The sequence below is a fragment of the Streptomyces sp. NPDC050448 genome, from assembly GCF_040655295.1.
Lineage (GTDB): Bacteria > Actinomycetota > Actinomycetes > Streptomycetales > Streptomycetaceae > Streptomyces.
On record NZ_JBFAJR010000025.1, the window covers coordinates 46,653 to 65,810 of the forward strand.

A 19,158-nucleotide genomic window follows, 5' to 3' on the forward strand; every position below is an offset into this window, starting at 1 on the left:
CGGTACCTCGGGAACGGGAAGGGAAGCGGGCGGACCCGCAGCCTACTGGCCGGGGGACCGGCCCCCGGCTCCACCCCCGCGGAGGCCGAGGTCTACCCTCGGTAACCCCACCGAACCCACCGTGCAAACCCCACCGTGCCACCCCACCGTCGCGAGGGAGCTCACATGCCTGGCTGGAACGCCGAGAACATCCCCGACCAGAGCGGCCGGACCGCCGTCGTCACGGGCGCCAACAGCGGTATCGGCTACGTGGCCGCCCGGGAGCTCGCCCGGCGCGGCGCGGACGTGGTGCTGGCCTGCCGCAGCGCAGCGCGCGGCCGGGCCGCGGTGGTGCGGCTGCGCGCCGAAGTCCCGGGCGCCGAAGTGGAGTTCGAGCCGCTGGACCTGGCCGACCTGGGCTCCGTACGGGAGTTCGCGCAGGCGTACGGACGGCGCCGCCGGTCCCTCGACCTTCTGGTGAACAACGCGGGCGTGATGGCCCTGCCGTACGGGCGGACCGCCGACGGGTTCGAGACCCAGTTCGGGGTCAACCACCTCGGCCACTTCGCCCTGACCGGACTGCTTCTGCCGCGGCTGCTGGCCGCGGACCCGGGGGCCCGGATCGTGACCGTCTCCAGCGGCTTCCACGCGCTCGGCGACGTCGACCTCGACGACCTGAACGGCGAGCAACGCTACCGGCGCTGGATCGCTTACGGCCGTTCCAAGACCGCCAACCTCCTCTTCACCCACGAACTGGCCCGGCGGCTCGAGGCCGCCGGCTCCGGGATCGTCGCGGCGGCCGCGCACCCCGGCTACGCCTCGACCAACCTGCACGCCGGAGCGTCGCGGCAGGAGGGCCACCGGCCCATGTCCCGGCTGATGGGGCTCGGCGCCGCCGTCCTCGCCCAGTCCGCGGCCTCCGGGGCGCTGCCCACGCTGTACGCGGCCACCGCGCCGGGGGTGCGGCCCGATGCGTTCTTCGGGCCGCGGCTCGGCTGGCGCGGGGCGCCCGTCCACTCCCGGCGGGCGAAGTGGACCCTGGACGACACCTCCGGCGAACGGCTCTGGGCGGCCTCGGAGAAGCTCACCTCCGTCTCGTACGCACCCCTCGCGCGCTGAGCGGGTCCGGTCCGGGCGCCCCGCCCGTGAGCCCGTCCGCCCCCGGGTGCCTCAGGGCGCCCCGGGCGGGACCTGATCCGGGGCGCGTCCGCCGCGGGAGGCTCGGCGCCATGGACGACGACACGGACAACCACCCCGAAGCCCACGATCACGCGGTGGTCCTCGGCGCAGGCCTGGCGGGGCTGCTGGCGGCGCGGGCACTCGCCCAGCGGTTCGCGCGCGTGACCGTGGTGGAGCGGGACGAACTGCCGGACGCCGGACCGGCCTTCCGGCCCGGTGTGCCGCAGTCCCGGCACGTGCACGTGCTGTGGTCGCGGGGCCTGGAAGTGATGGAGGGGCTGCTGCCCGGCGTCACCCGGGAGCTGCTGGCGGGCGGGGCGGCCCTGATGGAGTCGCCGCGGGACTTCCTGTGGCTGAGCCCGGCCGACTGGTTCCACCAGGTTCCGGGCTCCCGGATCCTGGTGGGCAGCCGGGAGCTGATCGACTGGACGGTCCGCAGGGAAGTACTGCGGGACGAGCGCATCCGCATCCGCTCCGGATCGACGGCGACCGGGCTCGTCGCCGGACCGGACGGCCGCTCCGCCGCCGGCGTACGGCTGCGCGAGGGCGGGCCGCTGCCCGCCCGCTTCGTGGTCGACGCGACCGGGCGGACCTCCCGGGCCCCGGCCTGGCTCGCCGCCCTCGGCCACCCGGCCCCGGCGACCACCCGCTACGACTCCCGTCTCGGCTACTCCAGCCGCTACTACGAGATCCCGCCGGATCCGTCGCGCCGCTGGCAGGGCATGTACGTCCAGGGCCGCCCCGACAGCCCGCGCGGGGGAGTGCTGGTGCCCCTCGACGACGGCCGCTGGCTGGCGACCCTGATCGGCAACGGCGAACACGCCCCGCCGACCGGGGACGAGGAGTTCCTCGAGTACACCCGGAGCCTGCGCACCCCGGCCCTGTACGACGCCCTCCGCGACGCCAAGCCGCTCTCCTCGCCGACGGGCTTCCGGAGCACCGCGAACGAATGGCGCCACTACGAGCGGCTCGACCGCTGGCCGGCCGGATTCGTCGTCCTCGGCGACGCCGCCTGCCGGTTCAACCCCGTGTACGGGCGCGGGATGACGGTGGCCGCCCTCGCGGCGGACGCGCTCGCCGACGCCGTCCGGGGCCTCGCGCCCCGGGAGATCGCCGCGGCCGCCCGGCGGATCCAGCGGCGTACGGCCACCGCCGCCGACGTGGCCTGGCAGATCGCCACCAGCGAGGACATGCGGTACCCGGAGACCGAGGGGCCGCCGCCCGACCAGGCGACCAAGGTCCTGCAGGCCTACATGTCCCGGGTGATCGTGGGTGCCAACGCCGATCCGGAGATCTCCCGCTCCTTCTTCGGGGTGCTGTCGCTGTCGGCTTCGCCGAACACCCTGCTGAGCCCCGGCACGGTGATCCGGGTCCTGAGCAAGTGGCGCCTGCCGACCGCTCCGGACACCGCCGCCTACCCGCCCCACCACCACGCCCCGCCGGACTCCGGCTCGTAGGGGGCGGCGGGGGTCCGGCCCGGCCCCGGCGGGTCCGGCCCCCGGCCCCGGCGGGGTCCGGACCGGTCCGCCGGGTCCCGCGGGTCCGGCCCGGTCCGCCGGGTCAGCCCGGTCCAGCAGGGTCGAGCCGGGTCCCGCCGGCGGCCACGGCCCGCTCGTACACGCCGCGGATCGCCTCGCCGAACCGGCTGCTGTACGAGGTCTCCTCGTCCCCGCCCCCGTCGCGGCCGCCGACCACCCCGATCAGGGTGTGCGCGTCGGTCAGCACCGGACCACCGCTCGTGCCGTCGGGTACGTCCGCGCAATCCAGCCGCAGCTGCGCGGGCCCCGCGGCGCGGGCGGTGTTGAAGCACTCCACCGGGTGCTCGGTGTCGTTCGGATAGCCCACGACCCGGGCCGGTGCGGGCAGTTCGGGCCGGAACCGGATCGTCTGGGCCCCGGTGGCGTCCTCCAGCCGCTCGCCGGGACGGCCGGGCCGGCGCATCCGGAGGAAGGCCACGTCGTAGTCGGGGTCCTGGTCCTCGGCCCACCGGGGGTCCACGTCGATCCGGGTGGGCACCCAGATCCCGTACGGGGCCTCACCGTCCCGGTAGCCCGGGGCGAAGGCGAGGTTGGTGCGGAAGCCGAGGCTGCCGCGGTACACGCAGTGGGCGGCGGTGGCGATGAGGTCGCCGCCGGGGGAGTGGACCACGCTGGCCGAGCAGTGGTGGCCGGAGTCCCCGTCGTCGCCGGGTGAGAACAGCGCCCCGATCGCGGCCTCGGCCGCGGCGGGCCGCGCGACCAGCGGGTCGGAGGGCTGCCAGCCGCCCGACCGCCAGTGCACGCCGGCCGGGGGGCCGCCCGTGCCCTGCGCGGCCGGGCCCGGCGGGGCAGGTTCCGGCGCCGGGGCCTCCTGTACCGGAGCCTCCTGTACCGGAGCCTCCTGTACCGGAACCTCCTGTACCGGAACCCCCGGCGCCGGAGCCTCCCGCGCCAGGCCGTCGAGCACGGCCGCCGCCGCGCGGTCGGCCGGCTCGGGGTCCTGTACGTAGCTCCCCTCCGCGGGATCCCCGTCGGCCGCGTACGCCGCGATGCCGCGCAGTTCCCACAGGTACCCGGCACCCCCGACCAGCGCCGCACAGCACAGGCCGACGAGCAGGGGGACCCGTACGGCCCGCCCGTGAACCTTGGTGAACATGTGGCACTCCCGCCCGAAGATCCCGATCGGCTCCATGTTCGACGGACGGCATGACGACGACAGTTCCGGAATCGGAACGTGTCCGTCCTCACAGCAGGACGCCCGTCACCCGCCGTCCTTCCGCTTGTCACTCAACTCGCCTACCCTCCACGCGAGTTGAAATGTGGACCCATCGACAGGGCGGACAGGAGCCGAAAGCATGAGATTGCGGAACCGGATGGCGGGTGCGGTGACGGCGGGGCTGGCGGCCCTGGCCCTCGTACTGGGCACGGCCCCGGCGGGGGCCGCCGCGGACCTCCCCTACGCGGGATCGACCGGCGTCGGCGTGCACAACGCGTACGAGAAGGCCAAGTACCCGTACTTCGCGGACGCCCTCGACTCGGGCGCCGCGATGCTGGAACTCGACGTGTGGACCAACTTCTTCGGCAGCTCCTGGCGGGTCTCCCACGACAACCCCTTCGGCAGCGACAGCAACTGCGAGAACGCCACCAGCCCCGCCCAGCTGCGCACCAAGTCCCGCAACCAGAACCTCGCCGGCTGCCTCTCCGACATCCGCAGCTGGCACGACGCCCACCCCGGCCACCGCCCGATCGTCCTCAAGCTGGAGCTCAAGGACGGCTTCGCCGCCAACCTCGGGCGCGGCCCGGCCGACCTCGACGCGCTGCTGGCCTCGAAGCTCGGCGACGCCGTCTACCGCCCCGGCCAGCTCGCCGCCGGCCACCCCGACCTGGACGCCGCCGCCCGGGCCGGCGCCTGGCCGAGCCGCGCCGCGATGGCCGGGAAGTTCCTGGTGGAGCTGATCCCCGGCACGCTGGAGGAGGGAAACGCCGGCGACACCCTGTGGACCGACCGGGAGTACGCCCAGTACCTGCGCTCCCTCGCCGCCGCGGGCCGGCTCGGCCAGGCCGCCGCCTTCCCCGCCGTGCACCGGGCCGAGGCCGGCGATCCGCGCGCCCGGTACGCCGACGCCTCGCTGCGCCCCTGGTTCGTGGTCTTCGACGGGGACGCGAGCGCGTACGCGGACGGCTCCATCGACACCGCCTGGTACGACCGCAACCACTACCTGCTGATCGCCACCGACGCCCACAACGTGGCGCCCGCCATCGACGGAGTGCACCCGACCGAGGCCCAGGCCCGGGACCGGGTCGGCCTGATGGCCGCGCACCACGCGTCCATCGCGTCGGCCGACTGGTACCCGCTGCCGTCGGTGCTGGCGACGGTCGTCCCGCGCGGCCGGTAACCTTATTGCGAACTATTCGCAATAAGGGCGGGGTGTCGGTGTCGTGGTGGGGTCTCCGGTGGTGCTCGGCATCGAGTCGTCCTGCGACGAGACGGGCGCGGGCATCGTCCGGGGCGGCCGCCTCCTCGCGCACGTCGTCGCGTCGAGCATGGACGAGCACGCCCGCTTCGGCGGGGTCGTCCCCGAGATCGCGGCCCGCGCCCATCTGCACGCCTTCAACCCGGTGGTCCGCCAGGCCCTCGACCAGGCCGGACTGCGCGCCGACCAGCTCGACGCGGTCGCCGTCACCACCGGCCCCGGCCTCTCCGGCGCACTCCAGGTCGGACTGGCCGGGGCCAAGACCCTCGCGTACGCGCTGGGCGTACCGCTGTACGGGGTCCACCACCTGGCCGGGCACGTCGCCGCCGACACCCTGGAGCACGGGCCGCTGCCCGAGCCGTGCGTGGTGCTGGTCGTCTCCGGCGGGCACACCTCGCTGCTGCTCGTACGGGACCTCGTACGGGAGCCGATCCTGCACCTCGGGGACACCCTGGACGATGCGGCCGGGGAGTGCTTCGACAAGGTGGCCCGGGTGTTCGGCCTGCCGTACCCCGGCGGGCCGGCCATCGACCGCGCCGCGCGGGGCGGGAACCCGAAGGCCGTGCCGTTCCCGCGCCCGCTGAGCGGCGGGCCGCGCACGGAGGACCCGTACGCGTACTCCTTCTCCTTCTCCGGGCTGAAGACGGCCGCCGCCCGCTGGGCCGAGGGCCATCGGCAGCGCGGGGAGCAGCTGCCGGTGGCCGACGGCGCGGCCTCGCTCCAGGAGGCGGTGGCCGACGTGCTGACCCGCAAGGCGGTCGCGGCCTGCACGGCGTACGACGTGAAGACGCTGGTGGTGGTCGGCGGAGTGGCGGCCAACTCGCGCGTCCGGGCGCTGGCGGAGCGGCGCTGCGCCTCGGCGGGCATCGAACTGCGGGTGCCGCCCATGACGTTGTGCACGGACAACGGGGCGATGATCGCGGCGATCGGCGACCTGCTGGTCCGCTCGGGCGCGGAGCCCGCCCCGTACGAGCTCACGATCGACCCGTCCGCGCCGCTGGAGTACGCGGCGCTCCACCCGGCCGGCTGACGGACGGGTCACTCGGCCACCAGCACCCGCGCGGCCCGGTACCGCGCGGCCTGGCGGGTGGCGTTGCCGTAGCGCGATTACGCGGCCTCGGCAAGGATCCGCTCCACTGCCGGGGAGCGAGGCCGGAAGACGTCGAGGAGGCCGATGGTGCGCAGGGCGGGAGCGAGTTCCCGCATCTGCGCGACGAGGGCTGCGTACTCGGGAGTGCCCTCGGTGAGGTCGTCCAGTCGTAGGGCGTTGGCGACGAATGCGGCCACCGACCCCTTGCGGACGGTCAGCCCGTTGATCGCGGTCGAGTCGACGCCCTCGGGCAGGACATCTTCCGGGCGCACGGCGGGCTGGTGCTGGTGCGAAGGCGAATGCGACATGACTATCCTTTGCGTGCCTGATGTACGTGCTTTCTGCACGCAGATTACGGTAGCAGGACTCCGTGCTCTTTGCACGTACTATCGAGGGGTGAGTGAAACGACACGTGACAGCACGTCCGCCGCCCGCGTGGCCGCAGCCATCGGGGCGCTGACCCTGCGCGCCACCCGTGCCGGGCTCTACGGCCGGTTGACCTCCGGGGTGGAGGGCGTGGACGCCACGACCTACCCAGTGCTGTCCGGGCTCGCCCGCGTGGGGCCCGTCACCGCCACCAAGCTCGCCGAGGCGATCGGGATGGACCGCACCGTCACCACCCGCTACGCGACCAGGTTGCAGGAGGCCGGGCTGGTCGCCCGCCGTCCCGACCCTGCTGACGCCCGTGCGACCAGGCTGGTCCTCACCGTTGAGGGCGAGAGGACGGTCACGGCGTTGCGCGGGGCAATGGAATCCTTCGTGGCGCAGGAGATGGCGACGTGGCCGTCGGGTGAGGCCGCCGCCTTCGCCATGCGCCTGGAACGCCTGACGCAGTCGCTCGCTCAGGGCGAGGCGGACCGTTCGCGCTGATGCGGGCTCCGCGGCGTCGAGGGCGACCTCGACCCGCTCGGCCTCTCCCCGCACCCGGGCCACCTCTTCCCGGACCTTCTTCCCATGTGAAGCAAGCCGCGGTAGTGGCGCAAGAAGGCCGGTTGTAGGGGGCAGCGCGCCGATACCGTCGCCTCCGTGGTCGATGGCTTTCGTGAGGCAACCGGTATCGGCCCACGCCTTGGTCACGCGAGGGTTGGCGGTGGTAATGCGGGAGAGTGGACGGGCGCCGCCGGCGTTGTCGGAGATGCTCGCCTGGCAGGGCCGGCCAGACGCAACTTCTTCGCGTTAGGCTGTCCCCATGAGTGCCCGTGCGACCACACGCCCCGGCGGGCGCAGCGCCCGCGTCCAGCAGTCCGTGCACCAGGCCGTCCGCGATCTGGAGGCGGAGGTGGGGCGGGATGCGCTGACCGTGCCCCTGGTCGCGGCCCGAGCGGGGGTCACACCGTCCACCGTCTACCGGCGCTGGGGGGACCTGCGGGAGCTGCTGTCCGACGTGGCCGTCGAGCGGCTGCGCCCGGACGCCCCGCCGGCCGATCGAGGCAGCCTGCAGGCGGACCTGGAGGCGTGGGCCGTGCAGTTCGCCGAGGAGATGTCCTCGACGGCCGGGCGCACGTACATCCGTGACGCCCTGCTCGGCGACCCCGAGCAGGGCAACGCGGCACGCTGCTCCGACTACGCCGCCGAGCAGCTGAAGGCCATCGGCGTGCGCGCGGCCGGGCGCGGGGAGGCCGTGCCGGACGTGGAGACGCTGCTGGACGTCGTTGTCGCCCCGCTGATGTATCGGATCCTGTTCCGCCCCTCGGACCTGTCCGAGGCGTACGCCGGCCGCCTGGTGGCGGCGCTCGGTCGCACCGCGTCCCCTCCCGGCGCGTAAAAGCTAAATATTTGCGTTCCAGTGACGCGCGGGCCTAGGCTGCTTAATGCAAAGCATTCGCCTTAAGGCTCGGAGGTGCTTCCATGTCCAGCGTCACAGCCCTGCCGTCCCACCGCCGCCTGCCCGTACTGGGCCACCGCGGCGCCTTCCGGCTCCACGCCTCGACCCTGGTCGGTGTGCCGGCCGCCTCCAGCGCACCGAAAGGGACCCACCGATGAGCACCGCCACCCCTCGTCAGGCCCGATGGAGCCTCGGCGACATCGCCGTACGCCGCGTCGACGAGATCGAACTGCCGCGGCCGACCGGGCCCTGGTTGCTGCCGGACGCCACCAAGGAGGTGCTGGACGAGGCGTCGTGGCTGCGGCCCGACTTCGCCGACGCCGACGTCCCGCGCCTGGCGAGCCACAGTTTCGCGGTGGAGGCGGGCGGGCTGCGGATCGTCGTGGACACCGGTATCGGCAACGGCAAGAGCCGCGCCAACCCGGCCTGGAACGGTCTCGACACTGATTTCCTGGAGCGGCTGGCGGCGGCCGGCTTCCCGCCCGAGTCCGTGGACCTGGTGATCACCACGCACCTGCACACCGACCACGTCGGCTGGAACACCCGCCCCGTCGGCGAGGACTGGGTCCCCACCTTCCCGGGCGCCCGCTACCTCACCAGCCGCACCGAATGGGACCACTGGGCCGCCACCGACCTGGACGAGGCCCGACGCCAGATGTTCCGCGACTCCGTCACTCCCGTCCGCGACGCCGGACAGTACGACCTCGTGGACGTGCCCGAACAGGGGCGCGAGGTGGCGCCGGGCGTCCTCCTGGTCCCTGCCCCGGGCCACACCCCGGGGCAGGTCGCCGTGGAACTGCGCGGCAGCGACCGCCGGGCGCTGATCACCGGCGACAGCATCCACCATCCCGTGCAGCTGTCCCACCCCCACGTGAACAGCTGCGTCGACATCGACCCCGCCCAGGCGGTCCGCACACGCCGCCGACTGCTCGACGCCCTGGCGGACACCGACGCGCTGCTCCTGGGCACCCACTTCCCGCAGCCCACGGCCGGCACCGTCCGCCGGGAGAACGGCCGCTACCGGCTGCTCGCCGAGCACGGCAGCGAGATCCCGGCCACCGCGGCCTGACCACGCGACCGGCCCCGCTCAGCCGCCCCGCACGGGCCGCCGAGCAGCCCTGGCGTGTGCAGTACATAAAGCGAATTCTTGGCCTTTAGTGCCTCGGCTACCACCGCTCCAGCCTTGACCGAGAGGGAGAACATCCATGTCCGCCGTCGAACTCACACCTCCGGAGGCCGCCCGCTGGGCCGCCCGCGCCGGACTGGTGCTGCCCGCCGAGCGCCACGCCGCGGTCGCCGCGGTCGCCAACCACATCCACAGCGTCGTCGCGGTCCTGCGCGAGCTGGACTTCGCGGACGTCCCGCCCGCCGCCGCCTACCGCGCCGGAGAGGAGAAGCACGATGCAGCCGTATGAGCTGTCCCTCGCCGCCGCCGCGGACGCGATACGTGCCCGGCGACTGTCCCCCGTCGAACTGGTCGACTCCGTCCTCGACCGCCTCGAGAAGGTGGAGCCGCACCTCGGCGCCTACGTCAGGGTCGCCGCGGAGCAGGCGCGCCGGGCGGCGGGCGAAGCCGAACACGAAGCGGCGCAGGGCCGTTACCGGGGGCCCCTGCACGGCATCCCGATGGGGCTCAAGGACCTGATCGATGTCAGCGGGATGGCCACCACGGCCAGCTCGCGGGTCCGCGCCGGCCATCGCGCGACAGCGGACAGCACGGTCGCCGCGCGTCTGAGCGCAGCCGGCGCGGTCCTGCTCGGCAAGACGCACACCCACGAATTCGCCTTCGGCCTGACCACCCCGCAGACCCGCAACGCCTGGGACCGCGGCCGGGTCGCCGGTGGCTCCAGCGGTGGCTCCGCGGTCGCCGTCGCGTCGGGCACCGCGACCTTCGCCCTGGGTACCGACACCGGCGGGTCGATCCGGGTGCCCGCCGCGCTCAACGGGGTCGTCGGCCTCAAGCCGACCTACGGTCTCGTCCCCCGTCACGGCGTCACCTCCCTGTCCTGGTCGCTGGACCACGTCGGTCCGGTCACCCGCACCGTCGAGGACGCGGCCCTGGTCCTGACCGCGCTGGCCGGACACGATCCGCGCGACCCCGCCTCGCTGTCCGTGCCCGCCTCGGACTACCGGCCCGGTGCCGGCACGGACCTGACGGGGCTGCGCATCGGCCTGCCGCGCACCTACTACTTCGACAACGTCCACCCGCAGGTGGCGACCGCCGTCCGGCACGCCATCGGGCAGCTGGAAGCCCTGGGCGCACAGCTCGTCGAGGTCGACATCCCGATGACCCGCTACATCCAGGCCACCCAGTGGGGCCTGATGGTCCCGGAGGCCGGCGCCTACCACGAAGGCAGCCTGCGCACGGTCCCCGAGCTGTACCAGGAGGACGTCCGCATCCTCCTGGAGGCAAGCGAGTTGATGAGCGCCGGTGACTACATGCGCGCTCAGCGCTCCCGCACGCTCATGCGCGCCGAGTGGGCCCGGATGCTGGAGGAGGTCGACCTGATCGCCGCCCCGAGCGTCCCGATGCCCGCGGTCGGGGCCGACGAGGAGACGGTCACCTGGCCCGACGGCACGACCGAGAGCGTCTCCGACGCGTACGTGCGCCTCTCCGCCCCCGCCAACATCACCGGAGTGCCCGCCCTGACCGTTCCGGTCGGCCATGACGCGGCGGGCATGCCCATCGGCATGCAGCTGCTCGGCCGGCCCCTCGGTGAGCCCACGCTCCTGCGGGTCGGCCACGCCTACGAGCAGACGCAGCCCGCCCGGGCACTCGCCACAGCGGCCTGAAAGAGCGTTCGCCGATCGGGTCCTGCACGCCCACGGCCTGCAGCGGGGTGCTGCTCGGGGGAGCGGCCTGGCGATCCGGGAGTTCAACGCGCACGTGCGCGCCGACGAGCGGGTCGAGCCGGTGATGCTCCCGGTCGCGGACGGCCTCACGCTCGCGCGCAAGCGCTGACGCCCGCTGGGGCATCCTGGGGTGACAACCGCACCCCGAGGAGCCCCAGTTGACCGCCCCGCACGCCGACCCGCACACGCACCGCCGCCACATCGGCTTCGAGCGCCTGCACAACTTCCGCGACCTGGGCGGCTACCGCTCCGCCGACGGCCGCTCCGTCGCCTGGGGCACGCTCTACCGCTCCGATTCCCTCGGCAAGCTCGCGGGCGCAGACTGGGACCGCTTCCTCGGGCTGGGCATACGGACCGTCATCGACTTGCGCTACCCCTGGGAGATCGAGGCCAAGGGCCGGATCCCGCAGGCCGAGCGGTTCACGTACGCCAACCTGAGCATCGAGCACCGACCGTACGACCAGGCCGCGATCGACCCCGACATCGACCCCTGGCGGTACCTGGCCGACCGGTTCGCCGAGGTGACCGAGGACGGCGTCCTGGAGATCCGTCAGGCCATCGAGCTCATCGCCGCCGATGCCGGACCGACGGTGTTCCACTGCACCTCGGGCAAGGACCGCACCGGCCTGATCGCCGCATTCGTCCTGACCCTGCTCGATGTGTCCGAGGAGGAGATCCTGGCCGATTTCGCGCTCACCGAGCTGGCCACCGCCCGCCTCACGGCCGACTGGCACGCGGCCAACCCGGGCCGCACGATGCGCTGGCCCGCGTACGGCCGCGCCCCGGCGACGATCCTGTCCCTCGTCTTCGCCGACCTGACCACGCGCTATGGCTCCGTGGCCGACTATCTGGCCACCCGCGTCGAGATCACGCCCGCGACGGCGGCGCGGCTGCGGGAGCGCCTGCTGCGCTGATCATGGCCGGAAGGTGGCGTCCGTCAACCAGGCTTGCGGGCTTGCCAGTTGAGGCGGGTATCTCAACAATGCGCATGACAACCGGAGGATCTTCGGTTGCATCGTCACCAGAGGGGAACCCCCACATGAACAAGCCTCTCGCCGGCGCCCTGCTCTCGCTGCTCCTGATAGGAGCGGCGGCAGCTCCGGCCGTCGCCTCCGTACCCCAGGACAAGGCCGCGGCGGCCGTCACCGTGAACTTCGCGGGGACGGTCGCACTCAGCAACTGCTCCGGCTCCGTCGTCCGCGCCCCCGGCTCCCAGCCGACCGACCCCGCGCTCGTCCTCTCCAACGGGCACTGCGTGGAGACCGGCTTCCCGGCACCCGGCGAGGTCGTCAAGGACCAGCCGTCCAACCGCTCGTTCAGCCTGCTGGGTGCGTCGGGCTCGCGCGTCGCGACGCTGCGGGCCAGCAAGATCGCGTACGCGACGATGACCGACACGGACATCTCGATCTACCAGCTCACCAAGACCTACGCGCAGATCCAGAGCCAGTACGGCATCAGCGCGCTCACCCTCAACGACGCCCGTCCGGTGCAGGGCTCGGAGATCAAGGTCGTGTCGGGGTACTGGAAGCGGACCTACAGCTGCAACGTGGACGGGTTCGCGTACCGCCTCAAGGAAGGTGAGTGGACCTGGAAGGACTCGGTCCGCTACACCTCGTCCTGCAACACCATCGGCGGCACCTCGGGCTCCCCGGTGATCGACACGACGACGGGCAAGGTCGTCGCCGTCAACAACACGGGCAACGAGGACGGCGAGCGCTGCACGGACAACAACCCGTGTGAGGTGGACGAGAGCGGCAACGTCACCGTCCGTCAGGGCATCAACTACGCCCAGGAGACGTACATCATCGTCCCCTGCATCGGCGCGGGCAGCAAGATCGACCTGAACCGCCCGGGCTGCGTCCTGCCGAAGCCGTAGGCACGGGTGGCCGCCCGCCCCGCGGGGCCGGCGGCCACCACCCACGCGACCGGGGAAGACCGGCCCCACCACAGTCGGCCGCAGCCCCGATCCGGACCCGGCCGGCGACCGGGGCGAGGAGAGCGGCCCGAGCGCGGCCGAGGTCCTCGTGCAGCGGGGACGGCCGGGATCCGGCGGGTCGATGGCCCCGGCCGCCCGGGCCGTGTGCCAGCGTGGACCCGATGCAACCGGTCCACGGTGTCCTCACGCCCTTCCTGCACAACGACATCCCCTACCTGGAGAAGGCGCTCCGCACCATCGCGGTGTACGCGCTGATCCTCGTGCTGCTCCGGATCGTCGGCAAGCGCCAGCTGGCGCAGCTCAGCACCTTCGACCTGGTCGTCATGCTGCTGCTGGCCAACGTCGTGCAGAACGCCGTGATCGGCCCGGACGACTCGGTCGTCGGAGCGGCCTTCGGGGCCGCCGTACTGCTCGCGGTGAACACCGTGGTGGTCCGGGCGGCGGCCCGCTACGAACGGCTGGGCCGCCTGCTGGAGGGCTCCCCCACCCTCCTGGCCCGTGACGGCCACTGGCTCACCCGCGTGATCCGCCACTACGGCCTGCGCCGCGCCGACCTCGACGCGGCGGTCCGCCACCAGGGCGGCGACGACGTCACGGAAACCACGGAGGTCACCCTCGAACCGGGCGGCACCCTGGTGGTTCAACTGGCCGAGCCGGAACAGTCGGCGGACAAGGCGGACATCGCCGCACTGAAGGCCGCCATCGCCACCCTGGAACGCAAACTCGACGCCCTGGCGGCTCGCAACCCCTGACCCGCCGGCTCACCCGCCCCGGACGGCCACGGCGAGATACCGGAACTCTCCCCGCAGCCCTTCCTGCTCGGAGTAGTCCTCCCAGCCGAGGTCGTAGCTGATCCCGACCTCCCGACGGCCCGCCTCCACCGATGCGCGGGCCTCCCACTATGGCGCCAACGCAACGCCCGCACCAGCGCCCTGCGCGACCCCGCCCGTCCCCGCGGCGGCCGTGGCGCCGCGTTGAGGTGTTACCTTGTATTGCATGGTACCTGGTGAGACAAGCTCGGACGGCGCGGAAGGCGCGGACGGCCCCGTGGCGAGCCAGTTGCGCAGGGGGGTGCTGGAGTACTGCGTCCTCGCGCTGCTCCGCGACGGCCCGCGCTACGGAGTGGAACTGCTCCAACAGCTCGCCGAGGTCCAGGTGATGGCGACCAGCCAGGGCACGATCTACCCCCTGCTGTCCCGCCTTCGCCGCACCGGCCTCGCCGCCACCTACCTCCAGGAATCGGCGAGCGGCCCCTCGCGCAGGTACTACACGCTCACCGACGCCGGCCGCCGCGCCCTGGACGAATTCGCCGCGCTCTGGCCCGACTTCCGCATGGCCGTCGACCACTTCCTCAACCCTGGAGAGCAGCCGTGAACGTTGACCATGACCAGCCGCTGGTACGCGCCTACCTTGCTGCCGTCGCCCAGCGCACCGCCGCGCTCCCGGAGGCCACCCGCGGCGAACTGCTCGCCGACCTGCGCGAGCACATCGACGTGGCCCTGGCGCAGAGCGACGCCGCGGATCAGGAGGCGGTAGTACGGCAGATCCTGGACCGGCTCGGACGGCCGGAGACGGTGGCCGACGCCGCGCTCGCCGAGGAAGGCACCCCCCGCCCCGAGGCGGAGAGCCCCGCCCGCACCGCCGTCACCCTCGGCCTCGTCGCCCTGTCCTGGCCGCTGACCCTGGTCCCGGCGGTGGGCCCCGTCCTGGCCCTGGCCGCCGCGGTCTTCGCCCTGGTGCGGGTGTGGAAGTCGGCCCAGTGGATCCGCAAGGAGAAGCGCCGGGCAACACTGCTGCTGCTCTCGCCCGTGCTGGCCACCCCCGCCGTCGCCGCCGTCCTCTCCCTCGCGACCGGCGGCCTGACCCCCCTCACGGTGCTCACCGCGTACGCGGCGGCGTTCTGCCTCCCCGCGGCAGCAGCGCTGCGCCTCGCCCGCGCGGCCGCCCGCATCCGCAACACCACAGCCCTGGCCGGGGCATAGCACCGACAGCGACGGCGGTGGACGCCTTGGATCACTGGAGGGAGCATGGCGGTGCACATCGTGCCCTGGGTACACGTCGTTCCGGAGCAAGGGGCCCTGCCTGTCGATGTGCTGCTTCCCGTCACCGGCAGGAGGTACGTGGCGCGGCTCGACGGCAGGAACCGCCCTGTGGCCCTTGTGTTCGTTCGGCCGGGTGTGGCTCACTCGGCGCCGGCGGGCCGGCGGGTGTCGAGGTCCGGGAAGAGGGTCGCGGCCACGTGCTGGGTGTCGGCGTATTCGATGACGGAGGCGATCTTTCCGTGGCGGACGGTGTAGATGCCGATGCAGCGGTTGTCGTAGGTGCCGCCGTGGACGGTCTTGGCCCTGGAGGTCCATTCGGCGACCACGCGGTCGCCTTCGGCGATCGTGCTGACCAGTTCGACCTCCAAGCTGCCGGGGACGAGGATCGGTCCCATGCCGCCGAGGAAGTCGTTGATGATCGCGTCGCGGTCGTGCCACACCTTGGAGATGGGCAGGTCGCCCGGGTAGTGCCAGGTCGCGTCCTCAGCGAAGCTGTCGTGGATGACGTCGGCGTCGCCGTCGCGGACGGCCTCGACGTAGCGGATGACGACGGTCCTGGGGTCGGTGCCGGTCATGGTCGTGCTCCTTCGGTGGTTGTTGTTTCCCGGTCGTTCGGATGTGATTCAGGACAGGGTGAGGACGGCCTTGCCGCGGATGCGGCGCTCGCGCAGGTCAGTGAGAGTGGTCGCGGTGTCGGCCCAGCCCGCGACACGGCCGATCTCCGGGTGCAGGCGGCCTTCCGCGGTCAGCCGGACGAGCGCCGCCAGGTCCTCGTCGAGGCGGGTGCCGGCGTCGAGGTAGTGGAAGTGGCGGATGACGGCCGACTCGGGACCGGTGAAGAAGTCGAAGAAATCGAGCGTCGCGGGGGTACGGCTGGCCTGCCCGAACCAGATGAGCGTGCCGCGCTTGGCGAGCCGCGCCAGAGCGAGGGGGAGGGCCGGGCCGCCGGTCGACTCCAGCACGATGTCGTAGGGGCCGCGGGCGTCGGCGACGTCGTGGACGATGTCGGCAGCGCCGAGTTCGGCGAGCCGGGTGCCGCGTTCGGTGTTCCGGGTCACGGCGGTGACCTCGCCCCCGGCGGCGGCCGCGAGCTCGGTGACGTAGTGGCCCACGCCTCCGGACGCACCGGTCAGCAGGACGCGCCGTCCCAGCACCGGCCCCGCGGCCCGCAGCAGCCGCAACGCGGTGAGCCCGGCCAGCGGCAGCGCCGCGCCTGCGCGTGCGCAGACGGCGTCCGGCAGCACCGCGAGCGCGTCGGTCGGCACCGCCACGTACTCCGCCCAGCCGCCCGCCATGGGGTGGCCGACGACCCGCGTGATCCCGGCCGGTCCGCTGCCGTCGGCGGCCGGCTGCACCACCAGCCCCGCGATGTCCTTGCCGGGGCGCTCACCAGGGGCGGGTCTTTCCAGCTTGAACGTCTCACCCCGGTTGACCGAGAACGCCTCGACCTTCACCAGCGCCTCGTTGGGACGCGGTGTCGGCTCGGGGACGTCGGCGAACACGACCGGCTCGGCGGGATCCCCGGTCGGTATGAGGGCTTTCATCGTTGTCATCTCCTCGGCGGGCTTCTGGGGTCACGCCCTGGTGTGGCGTCTGGGACCATCTGACCGGGCGGGGTGGTGGCGCGGCCAACAACGAATCCGCCTGGCCGACAACGGGCGGTTGTCGCATAGGGTCAGCGGCATGGATCTCGACCTCGCCCTGGTCCGCGCGTTCGCCACGACCGCCGGGACGCTGCACTTCGGGCGGGCCGCCGAAGAGCTGAACACCAGCCAGCAGGCGTTGTCCAAGCGCATCGCGCGGCTGGAGGAGCTGCTGGCCGTCCGCCTGTTCGAGCGCGAGGGCGGCACCCGGCTGACCGAAGCGGGCGACCGGTTCCTGCCGGCCGCGCGTGAGGCGCTTGCCGCGGGCGAGCGCGCGATCGCGGCGGTCACCGGCGCCGGGCCGGTCGTACGCATCGACACGTGGGGGCACCTGTACGCGCCGTTGCGCACGGTCGCCCAGGCGGTGCAGGCGCTCGGACCGGTGCGGCTGGAGCCCGGCCCAGGACGTGACTGGCCCACAGTCGCGCAGGCACTGCTGCGCGGCGACACCGACCTGGGCTTCGGCCGGGTGCATCCGCTGCCGGGCGGCCGCGACACGGAACTCACCCAGCGGCTCGTGCGGCTGGAGCCCGTCGACGCGGTGGTCGGCCCGTCTCACCCGCTGGCCGACGCCGACGCACTGCGCCCGGCGGACCTGCGCGACAGCACCCTGTGGTGCCCGGCCGAACTGACCCGCCTGGACTTCCTCCGCCGCTTCGCCGACGAATTCCGGATCACTCGGCGACAGGACGGCCCCAACCTGGGCCTGGACCACCTGGCCGAGCACATCCGTACCGACGCCACGTGCTTCACCCTCTTTCCCGCCGACGCGCCGCTGCCCGACCACGCCGGTCTGCGCTCCATCCCACTCGTCGAGCCGACCCCGCTGTACGCGTGGTCGCTGGCCTGGCGCGAGTCCTACCGTCACCCGCTGCTCGACACCTTGCTGCGCGGCTTCACCGAAGCCGGCCGCACCCGGCGCTGGCTGGACTACACACCGCAGCGCGACTGGCTCCCCGACACCGACCACGCGAAACTGGCGGTTCGCACCGGGCCGGGGCTCGGCGTGGTTCACAACGGCTGACAGGATGGCTCGATTGCGGGCAGGAGCTTCAGCTCCTGGGGCCTCCTTCCCCTCACGTGTTCCGGCGGCCGGGGGAGCCTCTGGCGGCCCACCCGCGGCCCACCCGCGGCCTTCTCGGTCCCGGAACTAGTGGGCGGCCGCCATCGGGACGGCATCGGCCTTTTCTTCCGCCGCCTTGCCGTCGGGCCCCGTACCGCCGTTCTGCTCCCTGGCGTTGATGAGCAGGAAGGCGGCGGCCGCGGCCACGACGAGGATGCCGACGGCCCACCAGATCGCGCTGGCATAGCCGTGCACGGCTGCCATGTTGGCCAGCCTGGCCCGGTCGACGCCGGAACGAGCGTGCGTGGAGAGCCAGTTCGAGGTCGCGCCTGCCGCGACGGTGTTCAGCAGGGCGGTGCCGATGGAGCCGCCGACCTGCTGGGACGCGCTGATCAAGGCGGAGGCCACGCCGGCGTCCTGCGGCTGCACGCTGCGGGTGGCCAGACTCATCGCGGGCATGAACGCCGTACCCATTCCCAGGCCGAGGAGCACCTGCGCGGGCAGAATCAGGCCGGCGTACGAACTGTCGACCTTGATCTGGGTGAGCAGCGCGATGCCGAGAGCCGAGGTCAGGAAGCCCGGACCCATCAGCAGCCGCGGCGGCAGGCGGGTCATCAGCCGGGTGCCGATCTGCGTCGACCCGATCACCATACCGACGATCATGGGCAGGAAGGCGAAGCCGGTGAGGACCGGCGTGTACCCCTTCACGACCTGCAAGTAGTAGGTCAGGAAGAGGAAGAGCCCGAACATGCCGATGACGGCCAGCCCCAGGGAGAGGTAGATACCGCCCCGGTTGCGTTCGGTCACCACCCGCAGCGGCAGCAGGGGGCTCGATACCTTGCTCTCGACCAGGACGAACGCGCCGAGCAGACCAGCCGAGGCAATGAAGAGGGCGACGGTGACGGGAGCGGTCCAGCCGTCGGACTCGGCGCGGGTGAACCCGTACACGAGTGACAGCAGGCCGGCGGTGGCGAGGACGACGCCGGGGAGGTCCAGACGGGCGCCGTTGCGGGCACCCGCCGGCTCGCGGATCACGGTGACGGCGCCGAACACGGCCGTGACGGCGAACGGGATGTTGACGAACAGCGCCCAGCGCCAGTTCAGGTACTCGGTCAGCGCACCGCCCATGATCAGGCCGAAGGCGCCGCCGGCACCGGAGATCGCGCTGTAGATCCCGAACGCTTTCGCCCGCTCCCTGGGTTCGGTGAAGGTGACCGCGAGCAGCGACAGGGCGGCCGGGGCGAGCAGCGCGCCGAACACGCCTTGCAGGGCGCGGGCGCCGAGCAGCATCCCGGGGTTGACCGCGAGGCCGCCCAGCGCGGACGCACCCGCGAAGCCGAGCAGGCCGACGATGAACGCGCGTCTGCGGCCGGTGAGGTCGGCGATGCGGCCGCCGAAGAGCAGCAGGCTGCCGAATGCCAGCGAGTAGGCGGTGATCACCCATTGCCGGTTGCCGTCGGAGATGCCGAGGTCGTGCTGGGCCGAGGGCAGGGCGATGTTCACGATGGTCGTGTCGAGCACGACCATCAACTGGGCGAGGCCGATGAATATCAGCGCTTTCCAGCGATGTAAGTGCGACTGGGGGGTTGCGTGCAT

General features: G+C 72.9%; 21 protein-coding genes and 1 pseudogene. 17 read left to right on the plus strand and 5 right to left on the minus strand.

Going from position 1 to position 19,158, the window contains the following annotated elements:
* Nucleotides 1–165 precede the first annotated feature (165 nt).
* Both AB0I68_RS26255 and AB0I68_RS26260 read left to right on the plus strand, forming a co-directional pair.
* Nucleotides 166–1,098 carry an oxidoreductase gene (locus AB0I68_RS26255; RefSeq protein ID WP_363179822.1) on the plus strand — a complete coding sequence of 311 codons (933 nt, stop codon included), beginning with the start codon at nt 166–168 and terminating at the stop codon, nt 1,096–1,098.
* A 110-nt stretch (nt 1,099–1,208) separates the two neighbouring features.
* Entirely contained in the window at nt 1,209–2,615 is a 1,407-nt protein-coding gene (locus AB0I68_RS26260) for an FAD-dependent monooxygenase (protein WP_363179823.1), read from the plus strand.
* A gap of 103 nt (nt 2,616–2,718) precedes the next feature.
* Here the strand turns inward: AB0I68_RS26260 and AB0I68_RS26265 are convergent, their stop codons facing one another.
* On the minus strand, nt 2,719–3,792 hold the full coding sequence (locus AB0I68_RS26265; protein ID WP_363179824.1) for a trypsin-like peptidase domain-containing protein: 1,074 nt from the start codon (nt 3,790–3,792) through the stop codon (nt 2,719–2,721).
* Nucleotides 3,793–3,991: 199 nt separating this feature from the next.
* Between AB0I68_RS26265 and AB0I68_RS26270 the strand changes: the two genes are divergently transcribed.
* On the plus strand, nt 3,992–5,032 hold the full coding sequence (locus AB0I68_RS26270) for a phosphatidylinositol-specific phospholipase C domain-containing protein (protein WP_363179825.1): 1,041 nt from the start codon (nt 3,992–3,994) through the stop codon (nt 5,030–5,032).
* A gap of 46 nt (nt 5,033–5,078) precedes the next feature.
* Nucleotides 5,079–6,140, plus strand: coding sequence for a tRNA (adenosine(37)-N6)-threonylcarbamoyltransferase complex transferase subunit TsaD (tsaD, locus tag AB0I68_RS26275; protein WP_363179876.1), 1,062 nt, complete (start codon nt 5,079–5,081; stop codon nt 6,138–6,140).
* Between the two features lie 77 nt (nt 6,141–6,217).
* On the opposite strand, the gene AB0I68_RS26280 is transcribed toward tsaD, so the two are convergent.
* On the minus strand, nt 6,218–6,508 hold the full coding sequence (locus AB0I68_RS26280) for a hypothetical protein (RefSeq protein WP_363179826.1): 291 nt from the start codon (nt 6,506–6,508) through the stop codon (nt 6,218–6,220).
* Nucleotides 6,509–6,596: 88 nt separating this feature from the next.
* Here AB0I68_RS26280 and AB0I68_RS26285 point away from each other — a divergent pair, with 88 nt between their 5' ends.
* The 12 genes and pseudogenes from AB0I68_RS26285 (at nt 6,597) to AB0I68_RS26340 (ending at nt 14,796) form a co-directional block, all read left to right on the plus strand.
* Complete coding sequence (locus tag AB0I68_RS26285) at nt 6,597–7,070, plus strand: MarR family transcriptional regulator (protein ID WP_363179827.1); 474 nt, start codon at nt 6,597–6,599, stop codon at nt 7,068–7,070.
* Nucleotides 7,071–7,389: 319 nt separating this feature from the next.
* Nucleotides 7,390–7,965 carry a TetR/AcrR family transcriptional regulator gene (locus tag AB0I68_RS26290; RefSeq protein WP_363179828.1) on the plus strand — a complete coding sequence of 192 codons (576 nt, stop codon included), beginning with the start codon at nt 7,390–7,392 and terminating at the stop codon, nt 7,963–7,965.
* 83 nt (nt 7,966–8,048) lie between these two features.
* The gene (locus AB0I68_RS26295; RefSeq protein WP_363179829.1) at nt 8,049–8,183 is read left to right on the plus strand and encodes a hypothetical protein; all 135 of its coding nucleotides are present in this window, start codon (nt 8,049–8,051) and stop codon (nt 8,181–8,183) included.
* Complete coding sequence (locus AB0I68_RS26300; RefSeq protein WP_363179830.1) at nt 8,180–9,094, plus strand: MBL fold metallo-hydrolase; 915 nt, start codon at nt 8,180–8,182, stop codon at nt 9,092–9,094. Before AB0I68_RS26295 ends, AB0I68_RS26300 begins: the two co-directional genes overlap by 4 nt.
* Nucleotides 9,095–9,230: 136 nt before the next feature.
* Entirely contained in the window at nt 9,231–9,440 is a 210-nt protein-coding gene (locus AB0I68_RS26305) for a hypothetical protein (protein ID WP_053923779.1), read from the plus strand.
* Entirely contained in the window at nt 9,427–10,818 is a 1,392-nt protein-coding gene (locus AB0I68_RS26310; RefSeq protein WP_363179831.1) for an amidase, read from the plus strand. Before AB0I68_RS26305 ends, AB0I68_RS26310 begins: the two co-directional genes overlap by 14 nt.
* A gap of 70 nt (nt 10,819–10,888) precedes the next feature.
* Nucleotides 10,889–10,987: pseudogene (locus tag AB0I68_RS26315) on the plus strand (SAM-dependent methyltransferase); the annotation flags it as partial.
* A 49-nt stretch (nt 10,988–11,036) separates the two neighbouring features.
* Complete coding sequence (locus tag AB0I68_RS26320) at nt 11,037–11,792, plus strand: tyrosine-protein phosphatase (protein ID WP_363179832.1); 756 nt, start codon at nt 11,037–11,039, stop codon at nt 11,790–11,792.
* Between the two features lie 125 nt (nt 11,793–11,917).
* Nucleotides 11,918–12,754, plus strand: a complete 837-nt coding sequence (locus AB0I68_RS26325; RefSeq protein ID WP_363179833.1) for a serine protease — start codon at nt 11,918–11,920, stop codon at nt 12,752–12,754.
* Nucleotides 12,755–12,975: 221 nt separating this feature from the next.
* Nucleotides 12,976–13,566: a YetF domain-containing protein gene (locus AB0I68_RS26330; protein ID WP_363179834.1), complete on the plus strand. Its 591-nt coding sequence runs from the start codon at nt 12,976–12,978 to the stop codon at nt 13,564–13,566.
* 244 nt (nt 13,567–13,810) lie between these two features.
* Complete coding sequence (locus tag AB0I68_RS26335) at nt 13,811–14,188, plus strand: PadR family transcriptional regulator (RefSeq protein ID WP_363179835.1); 378 nt, start codon at nt 13,811–13,813, stop codon at nt 14,186–14,188.
* Complete coding sequence (locus AB0I68_RS26340) at nt 14,185–14,796, plus strand: hypothetical protein (protein WP_363179836.1); 612 nt, start codon at nt 14,185–14,187, stop codon at nt 14,794–14,796. The genes AB0I68_RS26335 and AB0I68_RS26340 overlap by 4 nt, the downstream gene beginning before the upstream one ends.
* 200 nt (nt 14,797–14,996) lie before the next feature.
* On the opposite strand, the gene AB0I68_RS26345 is transcribed toward AB0I68_RS26340, so the two are convergent.
* On the minus strand, nt 14,997–15,431 hold the full coding sequence (locus AB0I68_RS26345) for a nuclear transport factor 2 family protein (RefSeq protein ID WP_363179837.1): 435 nt from the start codon (nt 15,429–15,431) through the stop codon (nt 14,997–14,999).
* A gap of 48 nt (nt 15,432–15,479) precedes the next feature.
* Nucleotides 15,480–16,400 carry a zinc-binding dehydrogenase gene (locus AB0I68_RS26350; RefSeq protein WP_363179838.1) on the minus strand — a complete coding sequence of 307 codons (921 nt, stop codon included), beginning with the start codon at nt 16,398–16,400 and terminating at the stop codon, nt 15,480–15,482.
* Nucleotides 16,401–16,539: 139 nt separating this feature from the next.
* On the opposite strand from AB0I68_RS26350, the gene AB0I68_RS26355 reads away from it, so the two are divergent.
* Nucleotides 16,540–17,523: a LysR family transcriptional regulator gene (locus AB0I68_RS26355; protein ID WP_363179839.1), complete on the plus strand. Its 984-nt coding sequence runs from the start codon at nt 16,540–16,542 to the stop codon at nt 17,521–17,523.
* 126 nt (nt 17,524–17,649) lie between these two features.
* Here AB0I68_RS26355 and AB0I68_RS26360 read toward each other — a convergent pair whose 3' ends face one another.
* Nucleotides 17,650–19,158: an MFS transporter gene (locus AB0I68_RS26360; RefSeq protein ID WP_363179840.1), complete on the minus strand. Its 1,509-nt coding sequence runs from the start codon at nt 19,156–19,158 to the stop codon at nt 17,650–17,652.

Coding starts and splice junctions, on each gene's coding strand:
- AB0I68_RS26255 (WP_363179822.1), top strand. CDS start 166: ATGCCTGGCTGGAACGCCGAGAACATCCCCGACCAGAGCGGCCGGACC.
- AB0I68_RS26260 (WP_363179823.1), top strand. CDS start 1,209: ATGGACGACGACACGGACAACCACCCCGAAGCCCACGATCACGCGGTG.
- AB0I68_RS26265 (WP_363179824.1), bottom strand. CDS start 3,792: ATGTTCACCAAGGTTCACGGGCGGGCCGTACGGGTCCCCCTGCTCGTC.
- AB0I68_RS26270 (WP_363179825.1), top strand. CDS start 3,992: ATGAGATTGCGGAACCGGATGGCGGGTGCGGTGACGGCGGGGCTGGCG.
- AB0I68_RS26280 (WP_363179826.1), bottom strand. CDS start 6,508: ATGTCGCATTCGCCTTCGCACCAGCACCAGCCCGCCGTGCGCCCGGAA.
- AB0I68_RS26290 (WP_363179828.1), top strand. CDS start 7,390: ATGAGTGCCCGTGCGACCACACGCCCCGGCGGGCGCAGCGCCCGCGTC.
- AB0I68_RS26295 (WP_363179829.1), top strand. CDS start 8,049: ATGTCCAGCGTCACAGCCCTGCCGTCCCACCGCCGCCTGCCCGTACTG.
- AB0I68_RS26300 (WP_363179830.1), top strand. CDS start 8,180: ATGAGCACCGCCACCCCTCGTCAGGCCCGATGGAGCCTCGGCGACATC.
- AB0I68_RS26305 (WP_053923779.1), top strand. CDS start 9,231: ATGTCCGCCGTCGAACTCACACCTCCGGAGGCCGCCCGCTGGGCCGCC.
- AB0I68_RS26310 (WP_363179831.1), top strand. CDS start 9,427: ATGCAGCCGTATGAGCTGTCCCTCGCCGCCGCCGCGGACGCGATACGT.
- AB0I68_RS26325 (WP_363179833.1), top strand. CDS start 11,918: ATGAACAAGCCTCTCGCCGGCGCCCTGCTCTCGCTGCTCCTGATAGGA.
- AB0I68_RS26330 (WP_363179834.1), top strand. CDS start 12,976: ATGCAACCGGTCCACGGTGTCCTCACGCCCTTCCTGCACAACGACATC.
- AB0I68_RS26335 (WP_363179835.1), top strand. CDS start 13,811: ATGGTACCTGGTGAGACAAGCTCGGACGGCGCGGAAGGCGCGGACGGC.
- AB0I68_RS26345 (WP_363179837.1), bottom strand. CDS start 15,431: ATGACCGGCACCGACCCCAGGACCGTCGTCATCCGCTACGTCGAGGCC.
- AB0I68_RS26350 (WP_363179838.1), bottom strand. CDS start 16,400: ATGAAAGCCCTCATACCGACCGGGGATCCCGCCGAGCCGGTCGTGTTC.
- AB0I68_RS26355 (WP_363179839.1), top strand. CDS start 16,540: ATGGATCTCGACCTCGCCCTGGTCCGCGCGTTCGCCACGACCGCCGGG.
- AB0I68_RS26360 (WP_363179840.1), bottom strand. CDS start 19,158: ATGCACGCAACCCCCCAGTCGCACTTACATCGCTGGAAAGCGCTGATA.